Below are 24,788 nucleotides of genomic sequence, written 5' to 3'. Positions count from 1 at the left end.
TCGGTCACTTGACGGCTCCTGCCGTCAGGCCGGCGACGAGATAGCGCTGGAGCAGCAGGAAGCCCGCGACGACGGGGACGCTGACGACCAGCGAGGCGGCCATGATCTGGTTCCAGTACACGTCGTTGAGGGTCGAGTAGCCCTGCAGGCCGACGGCGAGGGTGCGGGTGGTGTCGTTGGTCATCACCGAGGCGAACAGGACTTCGCCCCAGGCGGTCATGAAGGCGTAGACGGCGACCGCGACGATGCCGGGTACGGCCGCCGGGACCACGACCCGGAAGAGCGCGCCGAGCGGGCCGCAGCCGTCGACCAGCGCCGCCTCGTCCAGATCGCGCGGCACCGAGTCGAAGTAGCCGATCAGCATCCAGATGGAGAACGGCAGCGAGAAGGTCAGGTAGGTCAGGATCAGACCGCCGCGCGAGCCGAACAGGGCGATGCCGGTGGCGTTGCCGATGTTGACGTAGATGAGGAACAGCGGCAGCAGGAACAGGATGCCGGGGAACATCTGGGTGGAGAGCACGGTCACCGTGAACACGCGCTTGCCGCGGAAGTCGTAGCGGCTCACCGCGTACGCCGCGAACACCGCGATCACCACCGAGCAGACCGTCGCCGCGCCCGCCACGATCAGGGAGTTGACGAAGTAGCGCGCCAGCGGGACCGTCGACCAGATGTCGATGTACGGGCGGATCGTCAGCTCGGTCGGCAGCCAGCGGAACTTGCCGGTGACGTCCGCGAGCGGCTTGAGCGAGCTGGAGACCATGACGTAGACCGGCAGCAGCACGAAGCCCGTCAGCAGCGTCAGGAAGATCCGCCGGGACCACAGGAAGGACCGGGGCGGGGCCAGGGGCGAACTCATGAGGCGGCCCTCCGTCCGCGCGAGGTCAGCACCAGGTACACGCCGGTCACCAGCAGCAGGAACAGCAGCAGGAGCACCGACATCGCCGAGCCCGTGCCGAAGTTCCAGGTGACGAAGGACGCCTGGTAGATGTGCACCGAGATGAGGTCGGCCGCCGCGGGTGCGGTCCTGCCGAACAGGACGTAGGGCGTGTTGAAGTCGTTGAACGTCCACAGGAACAGCACCAGGACCAGCACCTGGTTGACCGGGCGCAGCGACGGCAGGGTGATGCGCCGGATCTGCTGCCAGACCCCGGCGCCGTCCAGCGCCGCCGCCTCGTACAGCTCGCGCGGGATGTTCTGCAGCCCGGCCATGACGATGAGGAAGGCGAACGGCCAGCCCTTCCAGACCGACACGGTCAGCAGCGCGAAGAAGCTGTTGTCTCCGATCAGCCAGAAGGACGGCTTGTCGGTGAGGCCGAGCTGGTCGTGCAGGACGTGGTTCACCAGGCCGTTGTCGTGCTGGAACATGAACACCCAGGTGATGACGGCCGCGTAGACCGGAAGGGCGTACGGCACGAGGAACAGCGCCCGCAGCAGACCGCGGCCCCGGAAGGTGTCCTGCATGAAGACGGCCGCGGCCGTGCCGATGAGCCAGCACAGGCCCACCGACAGCAGCGTGAAGGCGACGGTGACGAGGAAGGAGTGCAGCAGCGCCTCGCCGACGGGGGCGTCGAAGTCCACCGACACCTTGTAGTTGTCCAGGGCGGACCAGGGGGCGGCGCCCCAGTCCCGGATGTAGAACTGCGTGAGCTCCTTGAAGCTCATCACGACGCCGATCACCATCGGCACCAGGTGGACGAGGAGTTCGAGCAGCAGCGCGGGCAGGAGCAGCAGGTAGGGCAGGCCGACGCGGTGGATCCGTCCGGTGCGGCGGCGGGGGCCGCGCGCCGCACCGGACGGGCTCTTGCGGACCGGCGGCGTGCCGGCTTCAACCGTGGTGGTCATGTCGTTCAGGCCGCCGGCATCTGCTGCTGGGCCTTCTCCAGGGCCGCCTTCACCGAGGCGGTGGTGACCGCGCGTCCGGCGGCCGCGTCGGCGAACAGGTCCTTGATCGCCGTGCCGACGGCCGTCTCGAACTGCGACTCGTCGGCGACCTGCGGCAGCGCGACGGCGCTCTTGGCGAGGGTGTCCTTCAGGACGGCGTTGGCCGGGGTGGCGAACGCGGCGTCCGACTGGGCGGTCCTGACCGGCGGGATGGAGCTGTAGGCCTTGTTGAGGATCTTCTGCTCGTCGTCGCCGGTCATGAACTTCACGAACTTGGTGGCGCCGTCGAGGTTGTCGGTGTTCTTGAAGACGGCGAGGTTGATGCCCGCGACCATCGAGTTGACCTGCTTGCCGGTGCCGGGGGTGCCGGACTGGACGGGCACGGGCGCGATGCCGTAGTCGTCCTCGCTCATGCCCTGGGACTTGAGGTTGGCGGACGCGGACTGCCACAGCAGCATCGCGGTCTTGCCCTTGGCGAAGTCGCTGACGGACTGGTTCTGCGCGTACTCGGCGTTGCCGGGCGCGATGACCTTGTCCTTGGCCATCAGGTCGACGTACTGCTTGACCGCGGTGACCGCCCCGTCGCTGGTGAAGTCGGGCTTGCCGTCGGCGGTGAAGAAGTCGGCGCCGTGCTGCTTGGCGAAGACGTAGGCGTGGTGGATGTTCTCGGACGGGTTCGACCCCTCCGCCCCCAGGCCCCACTTGCCGTCCTTGGAGAGCTTCTTCCCGGCGGCGACCAGCTCGTCCCAGGTGGCCGGCGGCTTGGAGACGCCCGCCTCGGCGAACATCTTCTTGTTGTAGTAGAGCGCGTACGCCATCGAGTACAGGGGCACCGCGGCCGGGGCCTCGCCCTGGGCGCCGGTGGAGCCGAGCGCCGACTCGACGAAGCGGTCCCGGCCGCCGATCTTGTCGAAGTTCTTCGCGTCCCAGGGCAGCAGGGCGCCGGTGGCCTGGAGCGAGGCGCTCCAGGTGTTGCCGATGTTCAGCACGTCCGGGCCCTGTCCGGAGGTGGTGGCGGTGAGGATCCGGTTGAGCAGGTCCGACCAGGGGACGACCTCCAGTTTCACCTTGATCCCGGTCTGCTTCTCGAACTTGTCGAGTTCGGGCTGGAGGACCTTCTTGTCGATCTCGATGCTGGCGCCCTGGTTGGACGCCCAGTACGTCAGCGTCTTGGGCGAGTCGTTCGACCCGCCGCCCGTGGCGGAGCCGCCTCCGCAGGCCGTGGCCGCGAGGACGAGTGACAGTGTGACGGCGCCTGCGGCCGCGGCTCGGGTACTGCGCATGCTGCTCGTGTCCCTTCCGGGAGTACGGGAGTACGTCCCCCCAGACCGTGCTCCCTCACCGGGAGGGAGTCGTCATGGCTTAATTTAGGACGTGAGTTAATCCCTGGAAAGCAGGTCCGTCAAGGGGTTGGACCGACTCTGCGAACTCTCGCCGTACCTCTTGACGCATCTGTTCCACGGATGAACCATTCAGCGGCGAGAGAGCGCTCCCCGCACCCCACACCGTTCACTTCCTGAACCAGGAGAGCCGCCCCATGCCCACTGACTCCCCTTCGTCCGGCCTGCCCTCCCCCGGCCGCCGAGCCGTCCTCGGCGCCGCCGCGGCGGCCACCGTCCTCGCCGGCCTGCCCGGCACGGCCGCGGCCGCTCCGGCCGGCGGCAGGCAGCCCGCCCGCAAGAAGCCCCGGGCCCTGCCCGGCGGCGGCGACCTCGGCCCCAACGTCGTCGTCTTCGACCCCTCCACGCCGAACATCCAGGGCAGACTGGACGAGATCTTCCGGCAGCAGGAGTCGGCCCAGTTCGGCACCGGCCGCTACCAGCTGCTGTTCAAGCCCGGCACCTACCACGGCCTCAACGCGCAGATCGGCTTCTACACCTCCATCTCCGGTCTCGGCCTCTCCCCCGACGACACCACCATCAACGGCGACATCACGGTCGACGCGGGCTGGTTCAACGGCAACGCCACGCAGAACTTCTGGCGTTCGGCGGAGAACCTGGCCGTGGTCCCGGTCAACGGCACCAACCGCTGGGCGGTCTCCCAGGCGGCCCCGTTCCGCCGGATGCACGTCCGCGGCAACCTCAACCTCGCCCCGACCGGCTACGGCTGGTCCAGCGGCGGCTACATCGCCGACAGCCGGATCGACGGCCAGGTGCAGCCGTACTCGCAGCAGCAGTGGTACACCCGGGACAGCGCGATCGGCGGCTGGCTCAACGGCGTGTGGAACATGGTGTTCTCCGGTGTCGAGGGCGCTCCCGCGCAGGGCTTCCCTAACCCGCCGTACACCACGCTGAACACCACGCCGGTCTCCCGCGAGAAGCCGTTCCTGTACCTCAGCGGCAACGAGTACCGGGTCTTCCTGCCGGAGAAGCGGACCAACGCCCGGGGCGTCACCTGGGGCAGCGGCACCCCGCGCGGCACCTCCCTGCCACTGACCCGCTTCTACGTCGCCAAGCCGGGCGTCTCGGCGGCCACGCTCAACCAGGCCCTGTCCGAGGGACTGCACCTGCTGCTGACGCCGGGGATCTACTACCTGGACCGGCCCATCCGGGTGGACCGGGCCGACACCGTGGTCCTGGGCCTCGGGTACGCCACGCTCATCCCCGACAACGGCGTCACGGCGCTGCGGGTCGCCGACGTCGACGGGGTCCGGCTGGCCGGGTTCCTCATCGACGCCGGGCCGGTCAACTCCCCGACCCTGCTGGAGATCGGCCCGGCCGGCTCCTCCCGGGACCACTCGGCCAACCCGACCACCGTGCAGGACGTGTTCATCCGCATCGGCGGGGCGGGCCCCGGCAAGGCCACCACCAGCATGGTCGTCAACAGCCGCCACACCATCGTCGACCACACATGGGTGTGGCGCGCCGACCACGGCGACGGCGTCGGCTGGGAGACCAACCGGGCCGACTACGGCGTCGTCGTCAACGGCCACGACGTCCTGGCGACCGGCCTGTTCGTGGAGCACTTCAACAAGTACGACGTGCAGTGGTTCGGCGAGCGCGGCCGCACGATCTTCTTCCAGAACGAGAAGGCGTACGACGCACCGAACCAGGCCGCGATCCAGAACGGTTCGATCAAGGGGTACGCGGCCTACCGGGTCGGCGACAACGTGACCAGCCACGAGGGCTGGGGCCTGGGCAGCTACTGCTACTACAACGTCGACCCGACCATCGTGCAGCACCACGGCTTCGCCGCGCCGAACCGGCCCGGGGTGCGCTTCCACGACCTGCTCGTGGTCTCCCTGGGCGGCAACGGGCAGTACGAGTGCGTCATCAACGACACGGGGGCACCCACGTCGGGCACGTCGACCGTGCCGTCGACGATCGTGTCCTACCCGTAGGGGCCTGAGGGGCACCTGTGGGAGCGGGGCGGCAACCGCAGGGAGGGCCGGCGCCCGCGTACCCGAAGGACGGGCCGGCCCCTTCCCTCCGCCGGGAGGGAAGGGGCCGGCCGGGGACCTACCGCGCCACGGTGGCGGCCGGTGCCGGCGCGTACCCGGCCGGGCGGGTCGTGAACGTGCCACGGCCCTGGGTGCGGCTGCGCAACCGGGTCGCCCAGCCGAACAGTTCGGCCAGCGGCACGGTCGCGGTGACGACGGCGGCCCCCGCCCGGGTGACCGAGCCGGTCGCCCGGGCGCGCCGGGCGGCGAGGTCACCGAGCACACCGCCGACCGCGTCCTCGGGCACGGTGACGGTGACCTCGGCGACCGGCTCCAGCAGGACCATCGCGCAGCCGCGCAGGGCCTCACGCAGTCCGAGCCGTCCCGCCGTCCGGAACGCCGTGTCCGAGGAGTCCCTCACATGGGTCGCCCCGTCCGTGAGCGTGACGCGCAGCCCGGTCACCGGGTGCCCGCCGAGCGGCCCCTCGGCGAGTGCGTCCCGGCAGCCTGCCTCGACCGCCCGCACGTACTCCTGCGGCACGCGCCCGCCGACCACGGCCGAGCGGAACGCGAAGCCACCGTCGAACGGCTCCACGTCGAGCACGACGTGGGCGAACTGCCCCGCCCCGCCGTCCTGTTTGACGTGCCGGTACACCAGCCCGGACACACCCCGGCCGACGGTCTCGCGGTGACTGACCCGGGGACGGCCGACGGTGATCTCCAGGCCGAGGTCCCGCCGGAGCTTCTCCACCGCCACCTCCAGGTGCAGTTCCCCCATGCCGGACAGCAGGGTCTGCCCGGTCTCCGGGTCGGTGCGCGTGACCAGCGAGGGGTCCTCCTCGGCCAGCCGCGCCAGCCCCGACGCCAGCCGCTCGGTGTCGCCGGCCCTGCGGGCCTCGACGGCGACCGACACCACGGGTTCGGGCACCCCGGGCGGTTCCAGCAGCACGGGCGCGTCCGGGGCGCACAGGGTCGAGCCGGCGCGGGCGGACTTCAGTCCGACGACGGCGACGATGTCCCCGGCGACGGCACGCTCCAGCGGTGCGTGCCGGTCGGCCTGCACGCGCAGGATCCGGCCGATCCGCTCGGTGCGGCCCGCGGTCGCGTCCCACAGCGTGTCCCCCTTCCCGATCGTCCCCGCGTAGATCCGCAGATACGTCAGCCGTCCGGTGGCGGTGGCCTGCACCTTGAACGCGAGGGCGACCGGTGGCGCCGCCGGATCGGCCGGCCGCCGCTGCTCGGCACCGGCGTGGGTGCCGCGCACCGGCTCCACGTCCAGCGGTGACGGCAGCCATGCCACGACGGCGTCGAGCAGCGGCTCGATCCCCCGGTTGCGGTACGCGGAACCGCACAGCACGACCACGCCGTCCCCGCTCCGGGTCAGGTCCCGGAGGGCGGCGGTGAGAGTCCGCTCCGCGAGCCCGCCCGTGGCGCAGAACTCCTCCAGGGCGCCCGGGTGCAGCTCCGCCACCGCCTCCTCCAGGGCCCGGCGGCGGGCGAGGGCCTCGTCCCGCAGGCCGTCCGGTACCGGCAGCTCGTCCGGCGTGCCGCCGTCGCTCCACAGCAGCGCCCGCATGCGGACGAGGTCGACGACGCCGGTGAAGGCGTCCTCGGTGCCGACAGGAAGCTGGACGGGCAGCGGAGCCGGGTGCAGCCGCTCGCGGATCGACGCGACGGCCGCGTCGAGGTCGGCGCCGGCCCGGTCCATCTTGTTGACGAACGCGATCCTCGGCACGCGGTGCCGGTCCGCCTGCCGCCACACCGATTCGCTCTGCGGCTCCACCCCGGCCACCGCGTCGAACACGGCGACGGCGCCGTCGAGCACGCGCAGCGCCCGCTCCACCTCGTCGGCGAAGTCGACGTGTCCGGGGGTGTCGATGAGGTTGATCCGATGACCGTCCCACGCGCAGCTCACGGCCGCGGCGAAGATGGTGATGCCCCGGTCGCGCTCCTGCGGGTCGTAGTCCGTGACGGTCGTGCCGTCGTGGACCTCGCCACGCTTGTGCGTGGTTCCGGTGGCGAACAGGATCCGTTCGGTGACGGTGGTCTTGCCGGCGTCGACATGGGCGAGGATGCCGAGGTTGCGGACGGCGGCGAGCGGGTGGTGGATGGTGCGCACGGCCCGGGGCCTTTCGATGCGGTCGGGAAAAGGGCAGCGCGATTCCGGGGCGGCGAGAGGGGCAGGCAGACGCGCGGACCCGACTCAACGTCAAGCAGGCGCTGGGTGCCCGGAGTTCGTCCCGGTCAGCCGATGCCGCCGCGCAGCGGGCACCGGAGGGACGAAGACACGAGGATCACCTCGTAGCGCGGGAGGGCGACGGCGGCAGCGGTGTGATCACGCACGGCCGTCTCCCTTCGTTCGTCGCGCCGGCGCACCGCCCGGGTCGTGGGCGGCGCGGGTACGTGCGTGAGTGTAGGGAGCCGCGAGGGGCCGGTGCCAGGGATTATTCCGGCGGGGCCGGGGCGCCGTCGCCGCCCGAGCCGGCCCTCTCGGATGCATCCCGTGACTCCGGGTACGTCTCCTGACCTTGGACATGGTCAGGACCGGGCGCAGGCGAGCCGGCGAACGACTCCAGGTGGTGCCACGGATGTCCGCAGGCGCCTTGGCAGTGCGTCGTGCGGCGGCGGGCGTCGGCGACGGCGAATGCGGAGACGAGGACGCGGAACGCCGCGACGTGTTCGGCGGCGGGGAGGCCCGCGAACCCGTAGCGGGGCGGGTCCATGCAGATCATCACCGCGGGATTGGCGGTGGGCTTCACCCCCGACCTCGCCACCCCCGCACGCCCGTCCGCGGCGGTGACATGCGCCTGCATCGCGTAGCCGGCGACTTCCCGCAGCACCTCCTGTCGGCGCGTCGGGGCCAGGTCGCAGAACCACCCCACGCCGGCGTCCGACGTGCGCAGCCCTTGCGCCACCTCGTTGACGACCCGTTCGACTTCGCGCCGGAAGGCGTGGCCGTCGTCCCTGTTCGGTTCCGCCATCGCTTGAGGATTCCACAAGCACGCCGCAGAGGTGCACGCTGCCGGCGGAGGAGGGGCCGGGCTCGGTGCCCCGCCCGTGTCCGTCCCCGCTCGGCATGTCGCGCGCAGGAGCGCAGGGCCGGAGCCCCCGTCCGCTGCGGCGATCGAGGGCTCCGTGCTGTCACTGCACGCTGTCTCCCCCGGCGTCCGGGGCGGCTCGGTCGTCGATGACGATGCGGACCGGGTCGGCTCCGTCACCGCGGTGGGGACGGGTGAGGATCTCCTGCACGGTCTCGGTGAGTCGCTCGTGGAGGTGGGCGGCGATGGCGCGAGTGCCCGGGTCGGCGGCGGTGTGGCTGACGTCGTGGAGGCTGGTCAGGGCGGCGACGAGGCTGGGGCCGGAAACCTTGGCCAGGATCGTGCCTTCGGTGTCGTGGACGCCGGCCGGGAGGTGGAAGTGCCGGTCCGTGCCCGCGTGCTTGACGAGGAACTCCCACGTGTCGCGGTGGGCGTGGAGGGTGGCGGCGGAGATACCGGCTGCTGCCTGCAGGGTTTCTTCGTCGGGCTCGGGGATGCTGCCGGGTTCGCGGATCGGCTGAGGCGCGAGTGCGGACGGTTCCGGATCGGGCGTCGCCTGGGGCTTCTCGACCTCGGGCTCCGGGCTCGGCGGGTCCGCCGGGGTCTCCTGCGGGCCTGCGGCCCTGGCCTGCAGTCGGCTGTCCAGTCGGTTGATGGCTCCACGGAGGGCGACGAGTTCGCCGCCGATGCCGGCGAGGGGCCCACTGGTGACTTCGTCGGTGCGGGTCAGGGCGTCACGGGCGATTGCCCGCATCTCGGTGAGGCCGCCGGTCATGGCGGCGGTGGTGTCCCGGCGGATCTGGTCGATGGTGTGTTGCTGGTCCGCGACCTGCTGCTTGACGGCGGCGAGGTCGGTGGCGAGCTTCCCGAGCTGCTCGATGACCTGCTGAAGCTGAGCTCGGTCTCCACTGCCGAATGGCACGCTTCCCCCCTTGCGGTCACTGGTGACCTTGAAAGGGTCGTGCGATGGCGACTTGTCGACAAGGTCGCGATTTGGCCAGGAATGAGGCGTCCTGACCAGCCAGGTTCCCATGGCCCGCGAGCGGCCGCCTCGTCAGGCGACCGCTCCCGCCCCTTCAGGAAACGCGCAGCCGGGACACCTACTCCGGCGGGGTCGGGGTGTCGTGGGTGCGGTACATCGCCTGGACGTCCAGTTCCAGTTGTACGGTCGGGCCGACCACGGCGATGCCGCGGGCCAGCATGGAGCGCCAGTTCAGGGTGTAGTCCTCGCGGTGCAGTTCCGCCGTGGCGAGGGCCGCGCAGCGCAGTTCCTGCCCGTAGCCGCCGTTCACCGTGCCCAGGTAGGTCGTGTCCAGCGACACCGAGCGGCTGACGCCGTGCATCGTGAGGGTGCCCAGCAGGGACCACTTGCTGCCGCCGCGGTAGGCGAAGCGCGTGCTCGTGAAGTCGATGTACGGGAACCGTTCGACGTCCAGGAAGTCGGCGGAGCGCAGGTGGTTGTCGCGCGTGGTGTTGCCCGTGGTGATGCTGGCGGCGTCGATACGGACCCGCACCCGTGAGTCGGCCATGTCCTGGGAGACCTGGATCCCGCCGTCGAAACGCTCGAACCGGCCGTGCACATGGGCCATCCCGACGTGCTTGGCGATGAAGCGGATCGCGGTGTGCGGCGGGTCGAAGAGCCACGTGCCGGGCGTCGGCAGCTGGAGGGCCTCGGCCGGCTGCAGCCAGACCCGCTCGGCGGGCGTCGAGGCGTCGGGGGCGATCTCGATCGTCTCGCGGTGCGGTCGCAGGCCCTCCGCGGAGATCAGCAGGCTGTACCGGGCGGGCGGCAGGGCCGCGAGGAAGTAGCCGTACGGGTCGGTCGTGCCCCGGGCGGCCACGCGGTGGGTGTCCAGGGCGGTGACGGTGACGTCCGCGCCCGCCAGGGGCGCGCCCATCGGGTCGACGACCTCGCGGGCGACGGCACCGGCACCGGTCGGGAGGGGGACGGCGAGGCCCGCCGCTGCGGCGGAGGTGCCTTTGAGCCACCGGCGCCGGAGCAGTGCGAGGGCCATGTGGTTCACCTTTCTTCGGGTGTGCGGCCGCCCGGCGGCGATGCAGCGCACGCCGACGGCCGCACCTGGCTGCGGTCACACCCCCCCCTGTCGATCTTGATGTGCCGGGGCGGCCCGCGGGTGTCTCAATACGAGACACTCACGGCCGTCACCGGAAGACGCCGGCGTGCTCGGCGGCCCACTGCGCGAAGGTGCGCGCCGGGCGGCCGGTGACCTTCTCGACAGTGCCGGAGACGGTGCGGCCCACCTCGGGCGTGTTGCCGTACGCCTCCAGCAGGAAGCCGATCACGTCCTCCGGCAGGTGCGCGGCCCGCCACTGCGCCACCGCCTCCTCCTCGGTCAGCTCGACCAGGGTGATCTCCCGGCCGACGGCGGCGGCGAGGGTGCGCACCTTGTCGTCGACGGTGAGCACCTCGGGGCCGGTGATCACGTACTCCTGGCCGGCGTGGCCCTCCTCGGTCAGCGCGACCGCGGCGACGGCGCCGATGTCGCCCTCGTGGACCATGGCGCTGAGCCGGGAGACGAACGGCTCGCGCACCTCGCCCGATGCCGTGATCCCGTCCGCCCACTCCAGGGCGTTCGCCATGAACTCGACCGGCATGAGCACCGTCCAGTCCAGGGCGTCGTCGGCCCGCACGGCGTCCTCCAGCGGGGTGGGCCCGCCGCCGTGCAGCACGGTGACGCGGCGGACACCGGCCGCGCGGGCGAGTTCCAGGACCCGCGGACCGGTCCGCAGCGGGGTGAACGCGGCCCCGCCGAACGTGATCAGGTGCAGCCCGGTCACGCCCGCCAGGGCCGGGGCGAGGCCGTCCGGCTCGGTCAGGTCGCCCTCCACGACCTCCACTCCGTCCGGGAAGGCGGCCTTCGCGGCGTCACGGGTGAGGGCCCGTACGCGGTGCCCCCGCGCGAGCAGTTCGGTGACGACCTGGCGGCCGACGGTTCCGGTGGCGCCGGTGACAAGGATCCTCTGCGTCTGGGTCATGCCCCGACCCTAGGAAGACTTGCGGTCACCTTCTGTCCGCGACCGCACCGCAAACGCGAAGGTGAGGGTGAAGGTGAAGGCGGCTACGGCGACAGCGCCGGGACCGGGCCGGGCGGGGCTCCCTCGTAGGCCGCGAGCAGCACACCGCGGGCGCCGTCCGCCGTCACCTCGCGCGGGTTGGCGTACGGTTCGCCCGCCACTCGTCGTGCCGCCGGGGTCAGATCGCCTTCCGTCAGGCCGAGTTCGGCCAGGGAGCGGGGCGCGCCGAGGCGTCCGGCCAGCTCCCACAGGGCCCGTGGCACGTTTTCGGCGCCGAGCGCCCGGCGCAGCACGGTCAACGCCCGTGGGGCCGCCGGGGCGTTGTAGGCGAGGGCGTACGGGAGGACGACCGTGTGCGTCTCGGCGTGGGGCAGTCCGAAGCTGCCGCCGAGCACGTGGCACAGCTTGTGGTGCAGCCCCATGGTGGTCGCGCCGAGGCAGGCCCCGCACAGCCAGGCCGCGTACAGTGCCCGGCTGCGCGCGTCGAGGTCCCGCGGGTCGGCGGCCAGCCGGGGCAGCGCACCGGTCATCTCCCGCACGCCCTCCTCGGCCATGGCGGAGACGAGCGGTGAGACGTCGGGGGCGTACAGCGCCTCGACGGCGTGCGCGAGCGCGTTGACGCCGCTGGTGACGGTCAGCGGTACGGGCAGGGAGAGCGTGAGCCGCGGGTCGTAGACGACGCTGCGGGGCTGGACGGCCGGGTCGCGGCCGGTGCGCTTGGCGCCGTGCTCCGTCAGGCCCCAGACCGGGGTCATCTCCGAACCGGAGTAGGTCGACGGGACCGCGATCAGCGGCAGCCCGGTGCGCAGGGCGATCGCCTTGCCGAGCCCGATGGCGGAGCCGCCGCCGACGGCGACGCAGCCGTCCGCGCCCGCTGCCCGTACGGCCGCGACGGCCCGGTCGGCGTCCTCGACGGGCACGTGCATCCGCGCCTCGGCGTGCACCCCGGCGCAGCGGTCGCCGAGCGCGTCGGCGACGGTCCGGGCGACGGCCTCGCCACGCCTGCCGCACACCACGAGCAGCCGCCGGAGCCCGAGACCGGCGGCCTCCTCCGGGGTGGCGGTGACGGCCGCGCCGGGCCGGAACACGACCCGCACGGGCCGGGTCTCGTACGTGAACTCGTCCTGGAACGTCATGGGGCGGGCTCCAGGACGAGGTCGAAGCGGGCGTGCCGGAAGGGGTTCGGCACGCCGAACTCCCGTGCCAGGGACGGGTCGTCGGTCTCGGCGAAGTCCTGGACGAGGCTCTCCTTGACGGCGAACACCGCGTCGGAGTCCAGGTAGTCGCCGCCGGCCACGAAGATGTGCGTGGTGACCGGCGCGTGTCCTGCGGCGGAGGCGATGAAGTGGATGTGCGCGGGGCGGTAGGGGTGCCGTCCGGTCGCGCGCAGCAACTCGCCGACCGGCCCGTCGGTGGGGATCGGGTACGGCGCCGGTACGCAGGTGCGGAACCAGAAGCGGCCCTCGGCGTCGGCGGTGAACAGTCCGCGTCCGTTGCCGGCGGGCTGGACGCCCGGCTGCTGGACGTCGTAGTAGCCCTGGTCGTCGGCCTGCCAGACGTCGACGACGGCACCGGGCAGCGGGGTGCCGTCCGCGGAGCGCACCCGGCCGCTGACCACGCACGGCTCGCCGCCGCCCACCAGGTCGATGTCGTCGCCGAGTTCCCGCACCGGCGACTCGGTCAGGTGGAACGGCCCGAGCACGGTCGACTCGGTGGCTCCGGGGGCGCGATCGCCGTGCACGGTCTCCACCAGCATGGACAGGCCCAGGACGTCCGACAGCAGGATGAACTCCTGCCGCGTGTCGGTGCAGGTCTGCCCGGTCGCGGTCAGGAAGGCGATCGCCCGCTCCCACTCGCCCTGGGTGAGCCGGGTCTCGCGGGCGAAGTCGTGCAGATGCCGTACGAGAGCGGTGAGCAGCTCCCGCAGCCGCGGGTCGGGGGTCGCCCGTAGACTGGCCACGGCCTGCTCGGTGACCCCTGTCCCGGTCGCGTCCGTGGTCATGCCGGCTCCTCGTCGTCGACGTGCGTCTCTTCCATCATGGCGCGTGCTCAGGCGTGTCCGAGGATGCGCCGCAGCGCGTCCGTGAGCAGGTCCCGGGCGTTCGTGCGGGCGGCGTCCGGGTGCCGGAAGGCGACGAAGCCGTCCGGCCGGACGAGGAGCGCGCCGGCGTCCGGGACCTCCCGCAGCCTCGCCCAGTCGCCGTACGGGTCCTCGTACTCCTGCCCCGGTCCGATCACCACCGTGGCGATGTCGACGTCCTGCTGCTCGGCCGCCCGGAGCCAGGCCTGTCCCCCGATGCCGGTCAGCAGCGTGAAGCGGCCCCGGCCGACCGTGTCGAGGGTGGAGAGCGTGCGCGAGCCGGAGGTGATCCAGGCGTGCGGGAGCCGGGCGCCGGGTCGGGAGGAGGGCTGGTGGTACAGCTCGGGGTCGCGGACGAAGCCGGGGTCGGGTGTGCCGTCCGGGACGATCGCGCCGGAGGTGTAGCGCTGGTTGAGGTCCACGCCGTGCGCGTCGAACTCGTACACCTTGAAGGCGATGGCCTCCCGCAGCGCGGCGCGCTGCTGCTCGGCGGCCTCGGTGGCGTCCTTGCGGGCGGCGATGTTGGCCCAGAGTTGTTCGGGGGTCTGCGGGGCGAGCCCGTCGAGGGCCTCGAAGACGGGGGCGGTCTCGCGGATGGACCGGTTGGCGCGGGTGACGACCTGCCGCCCGACCGGGGCGCGTTCGGCGGTGTAGGAGTCGAGCAGCCGGGGGTGGGCGGTGCCGTCCAGGACGAGCTTGAGCTTCCAGGCGAGGTTGTGGGCGTCCTGGATCGAGGTGTTGGAGCCGAGGCCGTTGGACGGCGGGTGGCGGTGCACGGCGTCCCCCGCGCAGAAGACGCGGCCGTTCGCGTACGTCTCGGCGTACCTCTCGTTGACGGTCCACGACGAGGACGAGGTGATGGTCACGGGGATGTCGTCGTCGCCGACGAGCTTGCGGACGATCGACTCGGCGTACTCGGTGGTCAGGTCCGGGGCGCCCGCGGTGACGTCGTAGCCCCAGACGATCAGCCACTCGTTCCAGGGCCGTACGCAGCGCACCAGTCCCGCGCCGATGCCGCCGACCGTGGCGCCGGGGGCGAGCACCCAGTAGAGGGTGGAGGGGCGGTGGGCGGTGTACCGGGTCAGGTCCGCCTCGAAGACGATGTTGATGCTGCCGGCCACGCCCATCCGGCCGCCCATCGGCAGGCCGGCGTCCTCGGCGACCTTCGACCGTCCGCCGTCGGCGCCGATCAGGTACCGGGCGCGGATCTCGTAGGTGTCCCCGCGCAGCCGGTCGCGGACGGTGGCCGTGACGCCGTCGGCGTCCTGCGTGTGGGAGAGGTACTCGGTCTCGAAGCGCAGCCGGGTGCCGCGGGCGACGGCCGCGTCGACGAGGACCGGCTCCATGAGGTGCTGCGGCATGTCGCACATGCGGGTGGGGCTGGCGAGCTCGTGCGCGGCCCGCGCCAGCGGGTCGTTGCCCCAGGAGCGCACCCGGCCCAGCTCCTCGCCGGCCAGGCTGGTGCAGAACGTCGTGTTGCCCATCAGGTGCTGCGGGGTGGCCCGGGCGACGACCTCCTGCTCCACTCCGAGGTCGCGCAGCACCTCCATCGTGCGCTGGTTGGTGATGTGCGCGCGGGGGGTGTCCGCGAGGTGCGCGTAACGGGTGACGACGATGTTGGGCACGCCGTAGGTGCTCAGGGCGAGCGCGGCCGAGGCACCGGCCGGGCCGCTGCCCACGATGAGGACGTCGGTCTCGACGACGGTGGACACGGGGTGCTCCTGCGGGCGGGTCGGGGGACATCGGGCGGTCACGATCCTGGAGGGGTTCGAGGGAGCGCGGGTGTCTCATTACGAGACACCCCGCCGGGTCCGGTTGAGGAACGACTCGGGTCCGTGAAAGGGCGTGAGGGCCACGTGGTTGTTGCTCCTTCAACCGAACACGCTACGGTGGGCCGTGCCGTGACCACCACAGATCCTTCCCCCACCACCGCCCGGCTCTCGCTGCGGCTCGCCCGCGAGCGCTTCCTGTCGGGGGATCCGCTGCCCGGGGGCGTACCGGAGGAGGTCGTCGCGGCGTGGCGGCGGGCCCGGTTCTTCGGTGTGCCGCACGACCTGGGCGAGCCGACGACGTGGAGTGCGGAAGGCCCCGCGGAGTCGGCGCTGCTCACCGCCGCCCGGCCGGTGCTGGACCGGATCGTCGCCGCCCTGGACGCGGACGCCCTGCTCGTGCTGACCGACGAGCGGCTGCGCGTGCTGTGGACGGCGGGACGGCTGCCCGGTGTCGCACCGTGCCCCGTACTGGCGGAGCAGGAGGTCGGCCACAACAGCGCGGCCCTGGCGCTGCACACCCGCCGCCGGGCCGAGGTGCACGGCCCCGAGCACTTCCTGGACCGGTGGCAGGACGTGTCCGCCGTCAGCGTCCCGGTGCTCTCCCCGGACAGCGGTCAGGCCCTCGGCACCCTGACGGTGGCCACACGCCTGTGCGCCCCGCGTGGGCCGCATCCCCGGGCCGCCCTCGCGGAGGCCGCCGCCGCGGCGATCGAGACGGAACTGCGGGCCCGCTCGGGCCGTGCCGAGCAGGCGCTGCTGGACGCGTACCTGCGGGCCTCACGGGGCAGGGACCGGGCTGTGGCCGCCCTCGACGGCCACAGCCGGCTGATCAACGAGGCGGCGCGGGGGCTGCTGACGCCCGAGGTGCTCGACACGCTGGAGCGTACGGCCCTGGACGCGCGACGCGCCGAGCCTCCGGGCCGGGCGGAGGAAGCCGAGGGGCCGTCCGGGCAGACGACGGTGTCGGGCACGGGGCCGTCGCCATTGCCGTCGCCGTTGCCATTGCCGTCGCCGTTGCCGTTGCCTGAGGGGGCGGGTTGCACCGCGCACGTCACCCCGCTGCGCCTGGACGGCACCGTCGTCGGGATCGTGGCGGTCCTGGAACCACTCGGCGATCGGGCGCGTGAGGTGCCGGGTCCACCGTCCGCGGCGGTCGCCCTGACCGGCTCCTCGCTGCCCTGGCGGCACGCCGTGGGGCGCGCGGTGGAGCTGGCGCGCTCCCGGGAGCCGCTGCTGCTGGCCGGGGAACGGGGCACGGGCAAGTCCGCGCTGGCCCGCGAGCTGCTGGGACCGGGCCCGGTCCAGGACGCCGACGCCGCGCAGGACACCGGACTCGAACACGCGCTGCGCGCACGGCAGCCGGGCAGGCCGCTATTGCTCCGTCACGCCGAGCGCCTCGCACAGCCCGGCGTGGCCGCGCTGAACTCCCTGCTCGACACGCGCCCGGACACCCCGCTCCTGGTCACCTACACGCCCGGTGCCCCGGCCGGCCCGTGCCTGCAGCGCCTGCTGGACATGCTGTCGGCGCGGACGGTGACCCTGCCTCCCCTGCGGGAACGCGCCGAGGACATACGGGAGCTGCTGCCGGTCCTGTCCCCGCGACCGGCTCCGGGCCGGCCTCCGCTGACCTGGACCCTGGACGCCCTGCGGGCGCTGGAGCAGTACCCATGGCCCGGCAACGTCACCGAACTCGCCCACGTCGTCCGGGCTCTGGCGGAGCACCGGCGGATGTCCGGCCCGGTCCGCCGGACGGAACTGCCGGACCCCGTCCGCGAAGGCCCGGCCGCGCGGCCCCTCAGTCCGATGGAACGGGCCGAACGCGCGACGATCCTGGAGGCGTTGCGCCGCCACGGCGGCAACAAGGCCCGCGCGGCGGCGGCACTGGGGATAGGCAGGGCGACGCTGTATCGCAAGCTGCGGGGGTACCGGGGCTGAGGGGCGCTCCGCCGGTGGAAGCCCCGGGGCGCCGGGGCGGCGTGACCCTTGACCGTGCGTGATGGATCGGGCACGGGGTGTCCGTCGGACAGCATGAGAAAGGGCGCCGACCATGAACTGGTCGGCGCCCGATTCTGCCGGTGTCCGAGGGGGGACTTGAACCCCCACGCCCGATAAAGGGCACTAGCACCTCAAGCTAGCGCGTCTGCCATTCCGCCACCCGGACCGGTGTCCGCCGCCTTGCCAGGGGTGTTCCCCGCGGCGACAGGCACAACAATACCAAGCTTTCGGAGTGCCTTTCACCTGCGTTTCCGTCCACCGGGCGGGGGTCCGGGACCTGGCGGCCCCCTGCCTCTAGGGTCACACCATGAGTGACTGGATGGTGACGCAGAGCCCTGGCGCGCGGCGTCGTCCGCGCGCCCTGTCACCGCTCAGGGAGCATCTGCGCGACACGTTCTGGTTCGCCCCCACTGCGGCGATGGTCGCCGTCTTCCTGGTGTGGCTGGGGGCACAGGCGCTCGACACGGCCGTGGTGGAAGCGCTGCAGGAGGAGCGGGACTACGAGACGCTCGACGAGCTCGTGCGGTTCGCGGAGGACGCGAAGGCCGTGGTGAACGCGGTCGGCTCGGCGATGATGACCTTCATCGGTGTGGTCTTCAGCATCTCGCTGGTGGCCGTGCAGATGGCGAGCGGGCAGTTCACCCCGCGTGTGGTGCGGCTCTTCGTCCGCAGCCGGATCACCAAGGCGACCTTCGCGGTGTTCCTGTCCACGTTCGTGCTGACGCTGCTGGTGCTGACCGCCTTCGACAGCGCCGGCGACCCCCGTGCCGTGACGTCGCTGCCGCTGGTGCAGGCCGTTCTCACGCTGTGCATGGTCGCGCTGAGCCTGCTGCTCTTCGTGCTGTACGTGAACGCGACCCTGCGGCTGATGCGGATCAGCCAGGTGATCGCGCGGATCGCTACGGAGTCCTTCCGGGTCGCCGCGTCGATGCCCGCGCCGACGGGCGGACGCGATGCGCCCGACCTCGGCCCCGCGACGGCGTGGGTGCCGCACGACGGCCGGGGCGGGGTGCTGCGCGACGTGCACATCGCGCGGCTGGTGCGGGTGGCGCGCAAGCACGGGGTCGTGCTGCGGCTGATCCCGCGGATCGGGGACTTCGTGGTGCCCGGCACGCCCGTGCTGGCGGTCCACGGCGGGGCCGCCCCACCGCGCTCGGCACTGCGCCGCACCGTCTCGGTGGGGGTGGAGCGGACGTACCACCAGGATCTCGGCTTCGGGCTGCGGCAGTTGGCCGACATCGCGTTGCGCGCCCTGTCGTCCGCGATCAACGATCCGACCACCGCCGTCCAGGCGCTGGACCGCATCGTGCAGTTCCTCGCGGCGCTGAGCCGGCATCCGCTGGACGCCGCATTGCACCGGGACCGGCGCGGGGCGGTGCGGCTGGTGCAACCCGTGCCGGGGTGGGACGAGCTGGTGGATCTCGGGTTCACGGAGGTGCGGACCTGCGCCGCGGGCAGTCCGCAGGTGACGCGGCGCATGCTGGCCGGGCTGGACGACCTGCTCCTGCTCGCACCGCGGGACCGGCAGAAGCCGCTCCTGCGCCACCGCGAACTGCTCCGGCAGCAGATCGCCCACACGACCCCGAACCCGACGGACCGCGCCTTCGCCCTGCACCCGGACCGGCAGGGCATCGGCTGAGGGACGACACCCCGGACCCGGCTGGGCATCAGCCGAGGAACGGTGCCCCGCCGGCTGGGCGTCGGCCGGGGGACGGCGCCTGCACGCGCGGGGAGGGATGCGTGGCGGCGTCCGGCGCCGGACCCTGTCACGGGTGCGCGCGGGTATCCGCGCCGGACGCCGCCCTCCCCCTCTCACGGCAGCAGTTGATATTCCGGGAAGTTCCCCGGCAGCCTCTCCCCCGCCGGCCCCCGCGTCACCGCGCGCACCAGGAGCTCGCCCCCCACGAACGCGCCCCTCCAGGACGCCCCGAGTCCGCCGAACAGCTCGTCGCGGTCGCCGCGGGAGCGGGGCTTGCCGTGACCGACCTTGAACGCGCGGATCTGCGGGGCGAGCCGCTCGTAGGTGGCCCGGTCGTCCGTGGACAGCGTGGCCACCAACGCCCCGTTGGAGGCGTTCATCGCGGCCAGCAGCTCCGCCTCCGTGTCGACCAGGACGATCGTGTCGACCGGGCCGAACGGTTCCGCGTGGTGCAGCGGGGAGGAGCGCGGCGGGTTGAGGAGCGTGACGGGCTGGACGTAGGCGGAGGTGTCCTGCCCGGGCAGGAAGTGCGCGTCGTCCGGGCTGCCGCGGTACAGCGGCACCGCCCCGCGCTCGACCGCCTCGGCGACCTGGTCCTGCAGCTCCTTCGCCTTGGCCGCGTTGATCACCGGCCCGAAGTCCAGCTCCGGGCAGGGATCGCCGGGCTCCTCCACGGCGAGCGGATGCCCGACCCTGAGCGCGCGCACCGCCGGGAGGTACGCCGCCAGGAACGCGTCGAACAGCTGCCGTTGGACGACGAAGCGCGGGTACGCCGTACAGCGCTGCTTGCCGTAGTCGAAGAGCTTGGGGATCACCGCGGTGAGCGCGTCCCAGTCCGAGTGGTTCCAGATGCCCCAGGTGTTGAGTCCCTCCTGTTCGAGTACGTGTCGTTTGCCGAGGTCGGCGAGGGTCGTGGCCACCGCGGCGCCGGTGTCGCGACCGCCGACGAAGGAGACACAGCCGATCTCGGGCGCCCGTACGAGCGCCTCGGACAGCTCGCCTCCGCTGCCGCTGACGAGGGTCACGGGAATCCCCTCGCGGGCGGCCAGCGCGCAGGCCAGGGTGAGACAGGCGACGCCGCCGTCGGTCGGGGTCTTGGCGATGACCGCGTTGCCCGCCAGTGCCTGCACCAGCACTGCGTGAACGAGCACGCTCATCGGGTAGTTCCAGCTGGCGATGTTGGACACGGGCCCGTCCAGCGGGGCCCGCCCGGCGAGCATCGGCTCGATGCCGTCGACGTACCAGCGGACTCCGTCGATCGCCCGGTCGACGTCCGCCTGGGCGAGGCGCCAGGGCTTGCCGATCTCCCAGACGAGCAGGAGCGCGAGCAGCGTGCGGTGTTCGGCGAGGGCGTCGAGGGTGGCCGTGACGCGGGCCCGGCGTTCCTCCAGCGGGACGTGCCGCCAGGCCCGGTGCTGGTCGAGGGCGGCGCGCACGGCGCGGTGGGCGGTGAACCCGTCCAGGCGCGGCGGGCCGGCGATCGGACTGCCGTCGACCGGGCTGACGGCGGGCAGGACCCGGCCGTCGGGCTGCCAGCCGGCGTCCCAGAGGTTGAGGACCCGGTCGTCACGGAAGGCCTCGGGGGCGACGACGAGACAGCGCTCCCAGGCGTCGGACCAGGACGTGCCGGATTTGAGGGTGAGGGTGGGTGCCATGCGGTTGCTCCGCTCTCGGTGCACGGTCGGGGGCGGAAGGGCGGGCATGAACGGCCCGCCCCGGACGTGGTTCGAACGACCCACGGGGATGTGGACGCGGACGGCCACCGCAGGCCCGGACTCCGACAACCACCCGGGCCCGGACTCCGACGACGGCCGCCGCAGGTCCCGGCTCGGTGACGACCGCCGGGGGTCCCCGCACGACGACGACCGCCCGGCGCCCTTGCACGGCCACAACCGCCGCAGGTCCCGTGGGGCTCCCTACACGGCGACGGCCGCCGCAGGTCCCGGCTGGGTGACGACCGCCCGGGGCCGGGCCCGCCACGGCTACGGCCGCCGCAGGCCCGGGGTCAGACGGCCCGCTGTCGGTCTTCGAGTTGCGCGAGCACCAGCTTCGCGGTCTCGGTCGGTGTGCTGCCCACCCGCACCCCGACCGCTTCCAGCGCCTCCTTCTTCGCCTGTGCCGTGCCGGCGGAGCCAGAGACGATCGCGCCCGCGTGCCCCATGGTCCTGCCCTCGGGCGCGGTGAATCCGGCGATGTAGCCGACCACGGGCTTGGTGACGTGCTCGCGGACGTACGCCGCCGCGCGCTCCTCCGCGTCGCCGCCGATCTCACCGATGAGGACGATCAGTTCGGTGTCGGGGTCGTCCTGGAAGGCGGCGAGGCAGTCGATGTGCGTCGTCCCGACGACGGGGTCGCCGCCGATGCCGACGCAGGTCGAGAAGCCGATGTCGCGCAGCTCGTACATGAGCTGGTAGGTCAGGGTGCCCGACTTGGAGACCAGGCCGATGCGTCCCGGTTTGGTGATGTCGGCCGGGATGATGCCCGCGTTGGACTGGCCGGGCGTGATCAGGCCCGGGCAGTTGGGGCCGATGACGCGTGTGCCCCGCTGCCGGGCGTACGTGGTGAAGGCGACGGAGTCGTGCACGGGGATGCCCTCGGTGATGACGACCGCGAGCCCGATCCCGGCGTCGGCGGCCTCGGTCACGGCGGCCTTGGCGAAGGCGGGCGGCACGAAGACGACGGTGACGTCCGCGCCGGTCGCGTGCATGCCGTCGGCGACGGAGCCGAAGACGGGCACCGCACGGTCGTCGAAGTCGACGGTGCGGCCGGCCTTGCGCGGGTTGACGCCGCCGACGACGTTCGTGCCGGCCGCGAGCATCCGCCGGGTGTGCTTCATGCCCTCGCCACCGGTCATGCCCTGGACGAGGACCTTGCTCTCCTTGGTGAGGTAGATGGCCATGGCGTTCCCTCTCCTCAGGCCGTGGTGGCGAGTTCGGCGGCACGGGCGGCGGCGCCGTCCATGGTGGTGACCTGCTCGACCAGCGGGTGCGCGTGCTCGTCGAGGATGGCCCGGCCCCGGGCCGCGTTGTTGCCGTCGAGGCGGACGACGAGCGGCTTGGTCAGCCGGACCGTGTCCAGTGCCCGGACGATGCCGTCGGCGACCGCGTCGCAGGCGGTGATCCCACCGAAGACGTTGACGAAGACGGACTTCACGGCCGGGTCGGACAGGACGACCGACAGCCCGTCGGCCATGATCCGGGCGCTCGCGCCGCCGCCGATGTCGAGGAAGTTGGCGGGCCGGGCGCCGCAGCCCGCGACCACGTCGAGGGTGGACATGACGAGGCCCGCGCCGTTGCCGATGATGCCGACCTCGCCGTCGAGCTTGACGTAGTTGAGGCCCTTGGCGGCGGCCGCTGCCTCCAGCGAGTCGCCGTGCTCCACGTCGTCGGCGCCCCACCGGGCCTGCCGGAAGCGGGCGTTGTCGTCGAGGGTGACCTTGCCGTCCAGGGCGAGGATCTGCCCCTGCCGGGTGCGCACGAGCGGGTTCACCTCGACCAGGAGGGCGTCCTCGCGGACCAGGACCTCCCAGAGCCGGACGAGGACGTCCACGGTCTGCGGCGGCAACCCGGCCGCCTCGGCGATCTCGGCCGCCTTCGCGGAGGTGACGCCCTCGACGGGGTCGACGGGCACGCGGGCCACGGCCTCGGGACGGGTGGCTGCGACCTCCTCGATGTCCATGCCGCCCTCCGCCGAGGCGATCGCGAGGAACCGGCCCGCCGCGCGGTCGAGTACGTAGGACACGTAGAACTCGGTCTCGATGTCCACGGGCTGGGCCAGCATCACCGTGCCGACCGTGTGGCCCTTGATGTCCATGCCGAGGATCTGACGGGCGGTGAGCTCGGCGGCCGCGGGATCGGCGGCGAGCCTCACGCCGCCCGCCTTGCCCCGTCCACCGGTCTTCACCTGGGCCTTCACCACCACGCGCCCGCCGAGCCTGCGCGCGATGTCGCGTGCCTCCTTGGGCGAGTCGGTGACCTCGGCCCGTGGCACCACGATGCCGTGTTCTTCGAAGAGTTCCCTTGCCTGGTGTTCGTACAGGTCCATTCCGGCTCCTGACTGCTGTGTCTTCTGGGGAGCGACCACCGGTCGCCCGAAAATGCCGCACGCCCCCTGGACACCACCCACCGGATGCGGGATAACAAGCTTCATACAGTATTCGTCGACTGTATGCAATGTACCGCGAGCCGCTCCAACCCCCTACGAAGGGACAGGACTTCGCCATGCCCGACGACACCCAGGACGTGATCTCCGGTGGTCATCTCGTAGCCAAGGCGCTCAAGGCCGAGGGGGTCGACCGCATCTACACGCTGTGCGGCGGCCACATCATCGACATCTACGACGGCTGCGTCGACGAGGGCATCGAGGTCGTCGACGTCCGTCACGAGCAGGTCGCCGCCCACGCCGCCGACGGTTACGCGCGCATCACCGGCAAGCCCGGCTGCGCGGTGGTCACCGCGGGTCCGGGGACCACCGACGCCGTCACCGGGGTCGCCAACGCCTTCCGCGCGGAGTCCCCGATGCTGCTGATCGGTGGTCAGGGCGCGCTGACCCAGCACAAGATGGGGTCCCTGCAGGACCTGCCGCACGTCGACATGATGAACCCCATCACCAAGTTCGCGGCGACCGTGCCCGACACGGCGCGCGCGGCGGACATGGTGTCCATGGCGTTCCGCGAGTGCTTCCACGGCGCGCCGGGCCCCTCCTTCCTGGAGATCCCCCGCGACGTGCTCGACGCCAAGGTGCCGGCCGACAAGGCACGCGTGCCCCAGGCCGGTGCCTACCGCGCCTCGACCCGCTCGGCCGGCGACCCGGAGGCGATCGAGAGGCTCGCCGATCTGCTCGTGCACGCCGAGAAGCCGGCCATCCTGCTCGGCAGCCAGGTCTGGACGACCCGCGGCACCGAGTCGGCCATCGAGCTGGTGCGCACACTGAACATCCCGGCCTACATGAACGGCGCGGGCCGCGGCACCCTCCCTCCCGGCGATCCGCACCACTTCCAGCTCTCGCGCCGGTACGCCTTCTCCAACGCCGACGTCATCGTCATCGTCGGCACGCCCTTCGACTTCCGCATGGGCTACGGCAAGCGGCTGTCGGCGGACGCGACGGTGGTGCAGATCGACCTCGACTACCGCACCGTCGGCAAGAACCGCGACATCGACCTCGGCATCGTCGGCGACGCCGGACTCGTGCTGAAGTCGGTGACCGAGGCCGCCTCCGGGCGTGTCAACGGCGGGGCGTCCAAGCGCAAGGAGTGGCTGGACGAGCTGCGGGCCGCCGAGCAGACCGCCCTGGAGAAGCGGCTGCCCAGCCTCCGGTCGGACGCCTCGCCCATCCACCCCTACCGGCTGGTCAGTGAGATCAACGACTTCCTCACCGAGGACTCGATCTACATCGGCGACGGCGGCGACATCGTCACCTTCTCCGGCCAGGTCGTCCAGCCCAAGTCGCCCGGACACTGGATGGACCCGGGTCCCCTGGGCACGCTCGGCGTCGGCGTCCCCTTCGTGCTCGCCGCCAAGCAGGCGCGGCCCGACAAGGAAGTGGTGGCCCTCTTCGGCGACGGCGCGTTCTCCCTCACCGGCTGGGACTTCGAGACGCTCGTCCGCTACGACCTCCCCTTCGTCGGCATCGTCGGCAACAACTCCTCCATGAACCAGATCCGCTACGGCCAGGCCGCCAAGTACGGCAAGGACCGCGAACGGGTCGGCAACACCCTCGGCGACGTCCACTACGACAAGTTCGCCCAGATGCTGGGCGGATACGGCGAGGAGGTCCGCGACCCCGCCGACATCGGCCCGGCCCTCCGGCGTGCCCGCGAGTCCGGCAAGCCGTCCCTGATCAACGTCTGGGTCGACCCCGACGCGTACGCCCCCGGAACCATGAACCAGACCATGTACAAGTGAGGAGC

At 72.3% G+C, this 24,788-nt stretch carries 18 protein-coding genes and 1 tRNA gene; 4 read left to right on the top strand and 15 right to left on the bottom strand.

The genetic code is table 11. The annotated features are described in order from the left end of the window. Positions 1 to 4: 4 nt before the first annotated feature. Genes ACIGAQ_RS03340 through ACIGAQ_RS03330 form a run of 3 tightly spaced genes read right to left on the bottom strand, consistent with a single transcriptional unit; the run spans position 5 to position 3,164 of the window. Entirely contained in the window at positions 5 to 844 is an 840-nt protein-coding gene (locus ACIGAQ_RS03340; RefSeq protein ID WP_311681186.1) for a carbohydrate ABC transporter permease, read from the bottom strand. A gap of 8 nt (positions 845 to 852) precedes the next feature. Beyond that, the gene (locus ACIGAQ_RS03335) at positions 853 to 1,842 is read right to left on the bottom strand and encodes a sugar ABC transporter permease (protein ID WP_311681046.1); all 990 of its coding nucleotides are present in this window, start codon (positions 1,840 to 1,842) and stop codon (positions 853 to 855) included. A 5-nt stretch (positions 1,843 to 1,847) separates the two neighbouring features. Further along, positions 1,848 to 3,164, bottom strand: coding sequence for an ABC transporter substrate-binding protein (locus ACIGAQ_RS03330; RefSeq protein WP_399778785.1), 1,317 nt, complete (start codon positions 3,162 to 3,164; stop codon positions 1,848 to 1,850). Positions 3,165 to 3,418: 254 nt separating this feature from the next. Here ACIGAQ_RS03330 and ACIGAQ_RS03325 point away from each other — a divergent pair, with 254 nt between their 5' ends. Continuing rightward, positions 3,419 to 5,221, top strand: coding sequence for a coagulation factor 5/8 type domain-containing protein (locus ACIGAQ_RS03325; RefSeq protein WP_399778783.1), 1,803 nt, complete (start codon positions 3,419 to 3,421; stop codon positions 5,219 to 5,221). 118 nt (positions 5,222 to 5,339) lie between these two features. Here the strand turns inward: ACIGAQ_RS03325 and fusA are convergent, their stop codons facing one another. The 8 genes from fusA to ACIGAQ_RS03285 form a co-directional block, all read right to left on the bottom strand. After that, entirely contained in the window at positions 5,340 to 7,379 is a 2,040-nt protein-coding gene (gene fusA / locus ACIGAQ_RS03320; RefSeq protein WP_399778781.1) for an elongation factor G, read from the bottom strand. Positions 7,380 to 7,704: 325 nt separating this feature from the next. Then, on the bottom strand, positions 7,705 to 8,241 hold the full coding sequence (locus ACIGAQ_RS03315) for a DUF5958 family protein (RefSeq protein WP_362279207.1): 537 nt from the start codon (positions 8,239 to 8,241) through the stop codon (positions 7,705 to 7,707). Between the two features lie 160 nt (positions 8,242 to 8,401). Further along, complete coding sequence (locus ACIGAQ_RS03310; RefSeq protein ID WP_399778779.1) at positions 8,402 to 9,220, bottom strand: hypothetical protein; 819 nt, start codon at positions 9,218 to 9,220, stop codon at positions 8,402 to 8,404. Positions 9,221 to 9,398: 178 nt separating this feature from the next. Then, on the bottom strand, positions 9,399 to 10,313 hold the full coding sequence (locus ACIGAQ_RS03305; RefSeq protein WP_362279209.1) for a YceI family protein: 915 nt from the start codon (positions 10,311 to 10,313) through the stop codon (positions 9,399 to 9,401). Positions 10,314 to 10,461: 148 nt separating this feature from the next. Then, a complete protein-coding gene (locus tag ACIGAQ_RS03300) occupies positions 10,462 to 11,295 on the bottom strand; it encodes an NAD(P)H-binding protein (RefSeq protein WP_399778777.1) in 834 nt (277 codons plus the stop codon). A gap of 83 nt (positions 11,296 to 11,378) precedes the next feature. After that, complete coding sequence (locus tag ACIGAQ_RS03295; RefSeq protein WP_399778775.1) at positions 11,379 to 12,470, bottom strand: maleylacetate reductase; 1,092 nt, start codon at positions 12,468 to 12,470, stop codon at positions 11,379 to 11,381. Next, positions 12,467 to 13,336, bottom strand: coding sequence for an intradiol ring-cleavage dioxygenase (locus tag ACIGAQ_RS03290; RefSeq protein ID WP_399778773.1), 870 nt, complete (start codon positions 13,334 to 13,336; stop codon positions 12,467 to 12,469). Before ACIGAQ_RS03290 ends, ACIGAQ_RS03295 begins: the two co-directional genes overlap by 4 nt. A 47-nt stretch (positions 13,337 to 13,383) precedes the next feature. Then, positions 13,384 to 15,126 (bottom strand): FAD-dependent oxidoreductase, encoded by a 1,743-nt coding sequence (locus ACIGAQ_RS03285; RefSeq protein ID WP_399778771.1) that lies wholly within the window; start codon positions 15,124 to 15,126, stop codon positions 13,384 to 13,386. 189 nt (positions 15,127 to 15,315) lie between these two features. On the opposite strand from ACIGAQ_RS03285, the gene ACIGAQ_RS03280 reads away from it, so the two are divergent. Further along, the gene (locus ACIGAQ_RS03280) at positions 15,316 to 17,121 is read left to right on the top strand and encodes a sigma-54-dependent Fis family transcriptional regulator (protein ID WP_399778769.1); all 1,806 of its coding nucleotides are present in this window, start codon (positions 15,316 to 15,318) and stop codon (positions 17,119 to 17,121) included. Positions 17,122 to 17,262: 141 nt separating this feature from the next. On the opposite strand, the gene ACIGAQ_RS03275 is transcribed toward ACIGAQ_RS03280, so the two are convergent. Then, positions 17,263 to 17,347 (bottom strand) — tRNA-Leu (locus ACIGAQ_RS03275). Between the two features lie 141 nt (positions 17,348 to 17,488). On the opposite strand from ACIGAQ_RS03275, the gene ACIGAQ_RS03270 reads away from it, so the two are divergent. Beyond that, positions 17,489 to 18,820, top strand: coding sequence for a DUF2254 domain-containing protein (locus tag ACIGAQ_RS03270; protein ID WP_362279215.1), 1,332 nt, complete (start codon positions 17,489 to 17,491; stop codon positions 18,818 to 18,820). A gap of 173 nt (positions 18,821 to 18,993) precedes the next feature. Here the strand turns inward: ACIGAQ_RS03270 and ACIGAQ_RS03265 are convergent, their stop codons facing one another. From ACIGAQ_RS03265 to sucC, 3 genes are all read right to left on the bottom strand, one after another. Then, on the bottom strand, positions 18,994 to 20,535 hold the full coding sequence (locus ACIGAQ_RS03265; protein WP_399778767.1) for an aldehyde dehydrogenase family protein: 1,542 nt from the start codon (positions 20,533 to 20,535) through the stop codon (positions 18,994 to 18,996). 350 nt (positions 20,536 to 20,885) lie between these two features. Next, the gene (sucD, locus tag ACIGAQ_RS03260) at positions 20,886 to 21,779 is read right to left on the bottom strand and encodes a succinate--CoA ligase subunit alpha (protein ID WP_311681030.1); all 894 of its coding nucleotides are present in this window, start codon (positions 21,777 to 21,779) and stop codon (positions 20,886 to 20,888) included. A 14-nt stretch (positions 21,780 to 21,793) separates the two neighbouring features. After that, positions 21,794 to 22,924, bottom strand: a complete 1,131-nt coding sequence (sucC, locus tag ACIGAQ_RS03255) for an ADP-forming succinate--CoA ligase subunit beta (protein ID WP_311681029.1) — start codon at positions 22,922 to 22,924, stop codon at positions 21,794 to 21,796. Between the two features lie 176 nt (positions 22,925 to 23,100). Here sucC and ACIGAQ_RS03250 point away from each other — a divergent pair, with 176 nt between their 5' ends. After that, positions 23,101 to 24,783, top strand: coding sequence for a thiamine pyrophosphate-binding protein (locus ACIGAQ_RS03250; RefSeq protein WP_311681027.1), 1,683 nt, complete (start codon positions 23,101 to 23,103; stop codon positions 24,781 to 24,783). Positions 24,784 to 24,788 lie beyond the last annotated feature (5 nt).

Origin of the sequence: Streptomyces sp. NPDC085932, from assembly GCF_044540525.1 — a bacterium.
In the GTDB taxonomy this organism is placed as follows: domain Bacteria; phylum Actinomycetota; class Actinomycetes; order Streptomycetales; family Streptomycetaceae; genus Streptomyces; species Streptomyces levis.
Note: the sequence above shows the minus strand (reverse complement) of the source record. Positions and strands in the feature narration are given on the sequence as shown.